Here is a 9,514-nt window from a genome sequence, read left to right as displayed (position 1 = left end):
GCGACGCGCTCTTCCAGCACGTCCTCGGTCAGCACGTGGTGCGGCATGTAGAATTCGCAGCCGAGCGAGATGCCGGGCGTCGCCGCGATCAGCTGCGTGCCGGCGGCTAGCCCAATGCCGCCTTCCCACAGCGTGCCGCCATAACCGGGCAGGCCGGCGATGTCGGCGATGGCCATGATCGCCTGCGCCTCGAACAGGCCGCCGGCCTTCATCAGCTTGATCGAAACGGCATCGGCGGCCTCGCGGCGCACCACCTCCATCATGTCGCGGCGGTCGAAGCAGCTCTCATCCGCGAGCACGGGCGTTTCCAGTGCGGCGGTGAGCTGGGCCATCACGTCGAGATATTTGCGCGGCACCGGCTGCTCGATGAAGGTCGGCGCAAACTCTTCGACATCGCGCAAGATCTTGATGGCGCCGAACGGCGCCAGCGCCTGGTTGTAGTCGACGCGCAGATCGACCTTGTCGCCGAATTCCTTCCGGATCGCCGCGAGATGCTCGAGGTCCTCGCGATGCGGCTTCACGCCGGTCTTGACCTTGTAGATGACATTGCCGTCCGGAACCATTTTCCGCATGCGCTCGAGATCGGCGGCGAAATCCGGATCGGCGATCGAGAAGGAGAGGGGAATCGTGTCGCGCACGCGGCCGCCGAGCAGGTCGGCGACCGACAGCCCGGACGATTTGCCGACGATGTCGAGCAGCGCCATCTCGATGGCGACTTTTGCTTCGGCATGGCCGACCAGCGCGCGATCGAGCTCGGCCATCAGCGCGCGAATACGACGCACCGGTTTACCGAGCACGATGGGACGCAGATAGATGTCGAGCGCGGCGAACGCGGCCTCCGGCGTTCCCGTGAACACCTCCCACGGCGCGGCCTCGCCCCAGCCGATCATGCCGTCGCTGGACGTGAGCTCGATCAGCACGCGCTTCACCGTGCCCTTGACGTTACCGACGCCCTGCAGGCGCGCCATCTTGATCGGGCTTTCGATCAGGAACAGCCTGAGACGTTCGACGGTTGCTTCGCTCATGTCAGGCCTCCATTGACGTGCCAGACCTGGCCGGTGACGTAGGACGCCTTCGGTGACGCCAGGAAGGCGATGATTTCGGCGACCTCCTCCGGCCGCCCGCGGCGGCGCATCGGGATCAGCGCTTCGGTCGCGGCGATCTGCTCGGGCGACAGCCGGCTCTCGCTCGGCTTGTCCTTGATGATGAGGCCCGGCGACACCGCGTTGACGGTGATGCCATCCTTGGCAAGCTCGATCGCGGTGAGCCGCACCAGCGCTTCCAGCGCGGAGCGACTCGCGGCCGTCGCCGCGAACGGCGCGAATTCCGGCCGGATCGTATGCGCGACGAAGGAGGACACGGCGACGATCCGTGCATCTTGCCCTGCGCGAAGCAGCGGAAGCGCGGCAGCGACCAGCCGTGTGAAGGCCAGCGCGGACTCGTCCATCGCCTGTCGGAACTGATCCGCCGGTGTGCCGATCGCACTGCCGCGGCGAGCATGACCGCCGACCAGGATCAATCCGTCGAGCTGGCCGAAGGCGGCTTGCGCGGCGGCGATCGCATCGGTGGCGGCGGCCTCCTCAGCGAGGTCGCCCAGGCATTTTGAGACGACAGCGCCCTTCGCTTCGGCATCCGCTGCGGTGACGTCGAGCCCCTCGGCGTTCGCGCGCGTATGGAGCAGCAGCCCGACGCCCGGCGCGGCGAGCAGCTTCGCAGTGGCACGGCCGATGCCGCTGGCGGCACCGGTGACGAGATAGGCGCGGTTGATATCAGGCATCACGGTGCTGCGTTGGCCGGCGGCAGCGCGCCGGTGCGGTGGAAATGGCTGAGGAAGGCGCGCGTGGCGGCTTCCCTTGGGTTGTCGATCACTTGCCGCGCCGGCCCTTCCTCGACCACGACACCGTCGCGCATGAAGATGAGGCGGTCGGCGACCTCGCGGGCAAAGGCGATCTCATGCGTCACGATCACCATGGTCATGCCCTCGGAGGCCAGTTGCTGGATCACGCTCAGCACCTCGCCGACGAGTTCGGGATCGAGTGCGGAGGTGGCCTCGTCGAACAGCATCACGTCAGGCTCCATCGCGAGCGCGCGTGCGATGGCGACGCGCTGCTTCTGGCCGCCGGACAGCGTCGCCGGATATTGGTCTGCCTTCTCCGCAAGCCCCACCTTGGCGAGCTGCGCCCGCGCGAGCGTCTCGGCGTCCGCCTTAGCCATGCGCCGCACCGTGACAGGGCCCTCCATGACGTTTTGCAGCGTCGTCATGTGCGGGAACAGGTTGAAATGCTGGAACACCATGCCAGTGGTGGCGCGGAATTTTGCCAGCGTCTTCACGTCGGGCAGCTTCGCGCCGTCGCCGAACGCAAAGCGCGTGTCGCCGACGCGGACGCTGCCGCCATCGGGCACGACAAGGAGATTGATGCAGCGGAGCAGTGTCGATTTGCCCGAGCCTGATGGCCCGATCAGCGCCACGACGCCGCCCTTGGCGACGTCGAGATTGATGTTCTTCAGGACCTCGTTGCTGCCGAAGCTCTTGCGAAGGCTGCGGATCTCGATTTTGCAAATATCTTTTGGCGTCTCGCTCATTCGCTGACCGCCAGTCGCTTCTCGCCGCGGCGGACGAGGATGGTCAGGGGAATCAGGATCGCCGCATAGGCGACCGCGACGGCGGTGTAGGTTTCCAGCGGCCGGTAGCTGTCATGGGCGGCGACCTGGCTCTGATAGACGAGGTCGGGCACCGCCAGCACCGAGACCAGCGAGGTGTTCTTGAACTGGATGATCGACTGGTTCATCAGCGCCGGGATCATGCGCTTGATCGCCTGCGGCAGCACGATGCGTCGCATGCTCTGGCCCGGTGTCATGCCGAGCGCTGCGCCGGCTTCCGACTGGCCGCGGTCGATCGAGATGATGCCGCCGCGGATGATCTCCGAATAGAACGAGCCGCCATAGAGCGAGAGCGCCAGCGCCGAGGCCGTGATCGGCGTCATCTCGACGCCTGCGAGGATCGGCAGCGCGTAGTAGAACCAGATCAGCTGCACCAGGATCGGCGTGCAGCGAAACGCTTCGATGAAGGTGAGCGCGAGAAGGCGTAGCGCCTTGAACCGCGACAGGGTGCCGAACGCCCCGAACAGGCCGAACAGCAGCCCGCATACGACGATGACCACGGTGAAGCCGACGGTGACGCCGAGCCCGTTGAGAAAGAGCCAGCGATAGCTCCAGAGGATGCCGAAGTCCCACTGATACATTTTTTCCGGACCTCAGTCGCGGGATGACTTGGAAAGCTCGAGCCGCGTGCTCGGTGCACCTCTCCCGCTTGCGGGAGAGGTCGGCGCGAAGCGCCGGGTGAGGGGTCTCTCCTCTCGGGGAGTCTCCCCAGAGGAGACACCCTCACCCCAAGCCTCTCCCACAGGCGGGAGAGGGAGCGCAGCGAGAATGCCGATGCGGCAACGCTCAATCACCTTACAGCGAAACGCCTGGCGGAATGTCCGCCTCGGTCACGCCCACCAGCTCCATGTTGGTGATGATCGCGTTGCGGATGAAGCCGAGGCCCTTGTTGAAGTCGATCCAGGTGTTGACGTAATCGCGCCAGGTCTTGTCGGTCTCGCGGCGGAAGCCGGCATTCGACGTCGTTGCGAAGATCGGTGTCGGCAACACGAGCTGGCCGAGCGAGGGGTTCTTCTTCAGCACGGTCAGCGACAGCATGGTGATCAGGCACTGCGCGTCGACGCGGCCGGTCTGCAGCGCGGCGGTGGCATCGTCGGCGGTCTTGAGCCGCGAGATCTGCGCCTTCGGCGTCAGGCGGCTGACGACCTGATCGTGCGAGGAGCCCTGGTCGACCGCGATCTTGATGTCGGGCGAGTTCAGCTCGGCCCAGCTCTTCGGCTTGAAGTCCTTCTTGCAGAGAATGGCGAAGGCGTTGTTGAACACGGGCACCGAGAAGTCGACCACCAGCGCGCGCTTCGGGGTCGGGTTGAGGCCGAAGAAGATGTCGATCTTGTTGGCCTGCAGGTCGAGCACCGAATTGCCCCAGGTGGTCTCGGTGATCTCGAGCTCGGCCTCCATGTCGTCGGCGAGCGCTTTGGCGATGTCGACGTAGAAGCCCTTCCACTGACCGCTGGAGAGATCCTTCATGTAATAGGGCGCGCCGCCGCCGACTGCGCCGATCCGCATCTTCTTGGTGCGGCGGATGCGGGCGAAGGTCGATTCGTTATCGGCGGTCTGGGCCACGGCCGGCGAAGCCAGCGCGGCCGCGGTCATCGCACCAAGTCCGACAATCGATGCAACATCACGACGTGTAACCATTGGGATCAATCGCTTTTCTGGTTGGGATAAGGTTCCGGCAGGTTCATACCAAGGCTGGACTTTCAGTGAAAGCACAGCCTATCGGCTGGGCAGATCGGGAATTGCCCGGATGCTGGGCAGGCGCCGTCGATCAGGGGCGATAGCCGCTTGCTTTCCGCCCCTTTTGGCCCCAAATAGGGACCGGGAGATTGGCGGTGGACGAGCCACTCGCCAACCGGGTCAGGTCCGGAAGGAAGCAGCCCTAACGAGGTCCGGATCGGGTCGCTCGTCAGTCTCCTACCTGTTTTTCGAGCGAACCAGCGCCGGCGGCATCAGCCGCCAGCGCGCTCCTTTCCGCAAAAGCCGGCCAAGAGACATTTCATTGCGGATCGACCGATGACCGACGCTGGCGCCCCTTCCAACCCCGACAGCGCCGGCCAGGCCGGCAATGCGCCGTACCGGGTGCTGGCGCGCAAATACCGTCCCTCCAGTTTCGACGATCTGATCGGCCAGGAAGCGGTGGTCCGCACCGTCTCCAATGCGTTCGAGACCGGGCGCATTCCGCAGGCCTGGATCCTCACCGGCGTCCGCGGCGTCGGCAAGACCACCACCGCGCGCATTCTGGCCCGTGCACTCAACTACGAGATGCCTGATGGTTCGGTAAAGGGTCCGACCATCCACATGCCGACCCTGGGCGTGCATTGCCAGGCGATCATGGAAAGCCGGCACATGGATGTGCTGGAGATGGACGCGGCCTCGCACACAGGCGTTGACGACGTCCGCCAGATCAATGACAGCGTGCGCTACGCGCCGGCCAGCGCGCGCTACAAGGTCTACATCATCGACGAAGTCCACATGCTGTCGACGGCGGCGTTCAACGCCTTCCTGAAGACGCTGGAGGAACCGCCGGAGCACGCCAAGTTCGTGTTCGCGACGACCGAGATCCGCAAGGTTCCGGTCACCGTGCTGTCGCGCTGCCAGCGCTTTGACCTGCGCCGCGTCGAGGCCGACGTGCTGATGAAGCACCTCGCCAATATCGCCGCCAAGGAAAACGTCGAGATCGAGCCGGAGGCGCTCGGCATCATCGCACGCGCTGCCGAAGGCTCGGTGCGTGATTCGCTGTCGCTGCTCGACCAGGCGATCGCGCACGCGGCCGGCACCGTGAAGGCCGACGCGGTCAGGCAGATGCTGGGGCTCGCCGATCGCACCCGCGTCATCGATCTCTTCGATTCGCTGGCGCGCGGCGACATCGCAGCCGCGTTCAAGGAGTTCCGCGACCAGTACGACGTCGGCGCCGATCCGATCGTCGTGCTCTCGGACCTCGCCGAATTCGTCAATTTCGTCACCCGCGTGAAGATCGTGCCGGCGACCGCCGACAACGTCGCCTATGGCGAGACCGAGCGCGTGCGGGCGAAGGATTTCGCGTCAAAGATCTCGATGCGCGTGCTGTCGCGGATGTGGCAGATGCTGCTCAAGGGCATCACCGAGGTGCAGGCCGCAACGCGCCCTGCCGCCGCTGCCGAGATGGTGCTGGTGCGCATCGCTTATGTCGCGGACCTGCCGACGCCGGACGAAGCGATCAGGATGCTGGAGCAGAACGGCGGCAGCTCGCCGGTCGTGAGCGGCGGCGGTGCTGCACGCAGCGCGCCGGCCGCGCCGACGGCCTCCGCAGCGCCTGTTCGCATGCCGACCTCGTCGCCGCCTTCGTTCGGCGGTGGCGGCGCGCGGCCGCAGATGGCGGCGCCCGCGCCGGATGCGCAAGGGGCGGTGCCCCAGCTGCGCGTCACGAGCTTCACCCAGCTCGTCGCGCTCGCCGGGCAGAAGCGCGACATCATGACCAAGAGCGCGCTCGAGGGCGACATGCGCCTCGTCCGTTTCGAGGAGGGCCGGCTGGAGGTCGCGCTCGAGCCGAACGCCTCCAAGACCATGATCTCCGAGCTCGCGAAGAAATTCGAGCTGTGGACCGGCCGGCGCTGGACGGTGATCGTCTCCAACGAGCAGGGCCAGCCGACGCTGCGCTCGGTGAACCAGGCGGCGAAGCAGGAGCATGCCCGTACCGCGGAGGCCGATCCGCGCGTGCGGGAGGTGCTGTCGCGTTTCCCCGGCGCCAAGGTTGTCGAGGTCCGCAGGCTTGCCCCCGAGACGCCGGAAGCCAATATAAACGCTGACTATGGCAGTGACGATCCGCCCGACGGTTCCGACGGCGACGATCTCTGAGCCCATCTTTTTCCAAGGACGAGCACCGATGGCTGATTTTCTCGGCATGATGAAGCAGGCGGCGCAGCTGCAATCCAAGATGCAGGAGATGCAGGAGCAGCTCGCCAACGTGGAAGTCGAGGGCATTTCCGGCGGTGGCCTCGTCGCCGTGCGCATGACCGCGAAGATGGACGTCAAGGGCATCAAGATCGATCCCTCGCTGATGAAGCCGGAAGAGCGCGAAGTGCTCGAAGACCTGCTCGTCACCGCGCTCGGTGATGCCCGCCGCAAGGCCGAGGCCGCGATGCAGGAGAAGATGCAGTCGCTGACCGGCGGGCTCGGCCTGCCGCCGGGGTTGTTCGGCCAGTAATATGGGCGCGGTTGCAGGTCCTGAAATCGAGCGGCTGGTGCAGCTTCTCGCGCGGCTGCCGGGCCTCGGTCCGCGCTCGGCGCGGCGCGCGGCGCTGCATCTGATCAAGAAGCGCGAAGCGCTGATGATGCCGCTGGCTTCGGCCATGCGGGTCGCGCTGGACAAGGTCCAGGTCTGCAAGACCTGCGGCAACATCGATACGCAAAATCCCTGCACCGTCTGCACTGATCCGAAGCGCGATGACGCCATCATCGTCGTCGTCGCCGACGTCGCCGATCTCTGGGCGCTGGAGCGCGCCAATGCGACCCAGGGGCGCTATCACGTGCTGGGCGCGACATTGTCGCCGCTCGACGGCGTCGGCCCGCAGGATCTGACCATCGACGCGCTGGTGGCGCGCGCGCATGATGCGCAGGTGCAGGAAATCATCCTGGCGCTGAATGCCACCGTGGACGGCCAGACCACGGCACACTACATCACCGACCTGCTTCAGGACGCCAACGTAAAAGTAACCCGGCTGGCCCATGGTGTGCCGGTCGGTGGCGAGCTTGATTATCTCGACGAAGGTACGCTATCGGCCGCGATGCGGCAGCGTACCCTGTTCTAGCCATCCAGACTTTACGGAACGGACGACATGACGAAACTTTTCGCCACACGCCTGGCTTTGGTCGCGACGATGCTGCTGCTGGCAAGCCCGGCCATCTCCGCGCAGCAGGACGACGGGGCGCCGCCGCCGTCCAAGCCCGGCAAGCCGATCAACGCCGGCGAGGTGCTGTCCGGCGAGTTGAACGCCCTGAAAGTGCGTGACGTCAAGAATGCCGGCAAGCGGGTTGCGACCTACCAGATCACCTCCGAGCCGCGCCGCCTGCCGCCGCCGAACGGGCTGTGCAATCTCGAGACCGGGCCCGAGACCTTCCAGCTCGTTCCGAGCGGCGATGCGCAGGCCGCGCAGCTGAAGACGTTCGTCGGCAAGGAAATCTCGGTCAAGGTCGACGAAGTCGCCTGCGCCAGCGATCCCGGCCAGATGAGCGAAGCCGTGATCACGAAGTGGAGCCTGATCAAGAAGCAGTAGGGGGATCAGATCGAGATGCCGTAGGGTGGGCAAAGCGAAGCGTGTCCACCGCCTCTGCCGAATGCTTGGAACGATGGTGGGCACGGCGCAAGTGCGCCTTTGCCCACCCTACGAGACCATCACACCCTCACCGGCCCCAGCGCCTCGAAATGCCCGCGCTTCTGCAGCCACGTCAATAGCACCAGGCTCGGAATGGCCACCAGCACGCAGATCACGAAGAACAGCGGCCAGCCCGTGGTGTCCGCGACATAGCCCGCGCTCGACGACAGATATGTTCGCCCCACCGCCGCGAGCGCGGTGAGCAGCGCATATTGCGTCGCCGTGTGCAGCGGGTTCTGACAGAGCGCCGAGAGGTAGGCCACGAAGATCACGGTGCCGATGGCGCTGGTGAAGTTCTCGGCGCAGATGGCGAGCGCCAGCGCCCATTGATTGGTGCCGACCACCGCGAGCCAGGCAAAGGACAAATTGGCCAGCGCCTGCACCACGCCGCCGATCCAGAGGCTGGTCGCGAGCGAATAACGCCGCGCGACGAAACCACCGGCAAACCCGCCGATCAGCGTGGCGGCGAGCCCGACGCCCTTCACGATCGCCGCATAGTCGTTGCGGGTGAAGCCGAGGTCGATCACGAACGGCGCCGTCATCGTGCCCGAGAACGCGTCGGTGAACTTGAACAGCACCACGAAGGCGAGCGCGGCGAGTGCGTCCTTGCGCGACAGGAACTCGGAGAACGCGCCGATCGCCGCGCTCAACACGCGCGCAAAGGCGGTCTCGGTTTGTGTTGCAGCTTCTGCCTGTGCGGATTGCGCCGGCTCGGTCGCGGCCAGCGCGGTAATCGTGCCGATCAGCACCATCGACGCCATCACCACATAGCCCCACATCCATGCCGAGGTGCGGGTGATGCCGGTGCTCTCGAAGCCCGAGACGATGAACAGCGCGCCCGCGGTCGAGACCAGCATGCCGATGCGATAAGCCGCGACGTAAGCCGCCATGCCGGCGGCCTGCTCGCTCTCCGGCAGGCTCTCGACGCGGAAGGCATCGACCACGATGTCCTGTGTCGACGACGTCGTCGCCACCAGCAGCGCGCCGAGCGCGACGTAGAATGGCGAGCGCGCGGGGTCGGTCATCGCCAGCAGCAGGATCGCGACGATCAGCAGCAATTGCGAGAACAGCAGCCATCCGCGCCGCCGCCCGAAGACGCGCGTGAACAGCGGCACATGCAGCGCATCCACCAGCGGCGCCCACAAAAATTTCAGCGTGTAGGGCGTGCCGACCAGCGCGAACAGCCCGATGGTCTTGAGATCGACCCCGGCCTCGCGCATCCACACCAGCAGCGTGGAGCCTGACAGCGCCAGCGGCAGCCCGGAGGAGAAGCCCAGGAACAGCACGATCAGCACCCGCGGCTGCAGGTACACGGCAAGGCTGTCGCGCCAGGAGGGCGCAGGGACGGAGGTCGCGGCGGGGGAGGTCGCGTCGGGAGCGGTCATGGGGCGGTGTTAGCAGATTCTGGGGGAAAAGACTCTCATCCGCGTTAGCGAGGGCGAAAGCTCTCACCCCCTCACGGTGTCATCGTCCGCGAAGGCGGACGACCCAGTAATCACCAG

General features: G+C 65.9%; 10 protein-coding genes and 1 other RNA gene. 5 read left to right on the top strand and 6 right to left on the bottom strand.

Features of this window, described 5'->3' with window-relative positions; translation table 11 throughout:
- From AABA86_RS04495 to AABA86_RS04475, 5 genes are all read right to left on the bottom strand, one after another.
- A partial coding sequence (locus AABA86_RS04495; protein ID WP_338305878.1) for an enolase C-terminal domain-like protein occupies positions 1 to 1,025 on the bottom strand: 1,025 nt, incomplete at its 3' end.
- Positions 1,022 to 1,777, bottom strand: a complete 756-nt coding sequence (locus AABA86_RS04490) for an SDR family NAD(P)-dependent oxidoreductase (RefSeq protein ID WP_338305877.1) — start codon at positions 1,775 to 1,777, stop codon at positions 1,022 to 1,024. The genes AABA86_RS04490 and AABA86_RS04495, both read right to left, overlap by 4 nt.
- Positions 1,777 to 2,583, bottom strand: coding sequence for an amino acid ABC transporter ATP-binding protein (locus AABA86_RS04485; RefSeq protein ID WP_338305876.1), 807 nt, complete (start codon positions 2,581 to 2,583; stop codon positions 1,777 to 1,779). The genes AABA86_RS04490 and AABA86_RS04485 overlap by 1 nt, the downstream gene beginning before the upstream one ends.
- Positions 2,580 to 3,242 (bottom strand): amino acid ABC transporter permease, encoded by a 663-nt coding sequence (locus AABA86_RS04480; protein ID WP_338305875.1) that lies wholly within the window; start codon positions 3,240 to 3,242, stop codon positions 2,580 to 2,582. Before AABA86_RS04480 ends, AABA86_RS04485 begins: the two co-directional genes overlap by 4 nt.
- Positions 3,243 to 3,456: 214 nt before the next feature.
- Positions 3,457 to 4,299, bottom strand: a complete 843-nt coding sequence (locus AABA86_RS04475; protein ID WP_338305874.1) for a transporter substrate-binding domain-containing protein — start codon at positions 4,297 to 4,299, stop codon at positions 3,457 to 3,459.
- 183 nt (positions 4,300 to 4,482) lie between these two features.
- On the opposite strand from AABA86_RS04475, the gene ffs reads away from it, so the two are divergent.
- From ffs to AABA86_RS04450, 5 genes are all read left to right on the top strand, one after another.
- Positions 4,483 to 4,579, top strand: an RNA gene (ffs, locus tag AABA86_RS04470) — signal recognition particle sRNA small type.
- 95 nt (positions 4,580 to 4,674) lie between these two features.
- Complete coding sequence (locus AABA86_RS04465) at positions 4,675 to 6,495, top strand: DNA polymerase III subunit gamma/tau (RefSeq protein ID WP_338305872.1); 1,821 nt, start codon at positions 4,675 to 4,677, stop codon at positions 6,493 to 6,495.
- A gap of 28 nt (positions 6,496 to 6,523) precedes the next feature.
- Positions 6,524 to 6,844: a YbaB/EbfC family nucleoid-associated protein gene (locus AABA86_RS04460; protein ID WP_212246194.1), complete on the top strand. Its 321-nt coding sequence runs from the start codon at positions 6,524 to 6,526 to the stop codon at positions 6,842 to 6,844.
- Position 6,845: 1 nt separating this feature from the next.
- Positions 6,846 to 7,448 carry a recombination mediator RecR gene (gene recR / locus AABA86_RS04455; RefSeq protein WP_338305871.1) on the top strand — a complete coding sequence of 201 codons (603 nt, stop codon included), beginning with the start codon at positions 6,846 to 6,848 and terminating at the stop codon, positions 7,446 to 7,448.
- A 27-nt stretch (positions 7,449 to 7,475) separates the two neighbouring features.
- Positions 7,476 to 7,913, top strand: coding sequence for a hypothetical protein (locus tag AABA86_RS04450; protein ID WP_212246186.1), 438 nt, complete (start codon positions 7,476 to 7,478; stop codon positions 7,911 to 7,913).
- Between the two features lie 119 nt (positions 7,914 to 8,032).
- Here AABA86_RS04450 and AABA86_RS04445 read toward each other — a convergent pair whose 3' ends face one another.
- Entirely contained in the window at positions 8,033 to 9,397 is a 1,365-nt protein-coding gene (locus AABA86_RS04445; protein WP_338305870.1) for an AmpG family muropeptide MFS transporter, read from the bottom strand.
- Positions 9,398 to 9,514 lie beyond the last annotated feature (117 nt).

Source organism: Bradyrhizobium sp. TM233 (assembly GCF_036247965.1).
GTDB classification, from domain to species: Bacteria; Pseudomonadota; Alphaproteobacteria; order Rhizobiales; family Xanthobacteraceae; genus Bradyrhizobium; species Bradyrhizobium ottawaense.
Note: the sequence above shows the minus strand (reverse complement) of the source record. Positions and strands in the feature narration are given on the sequence as shown.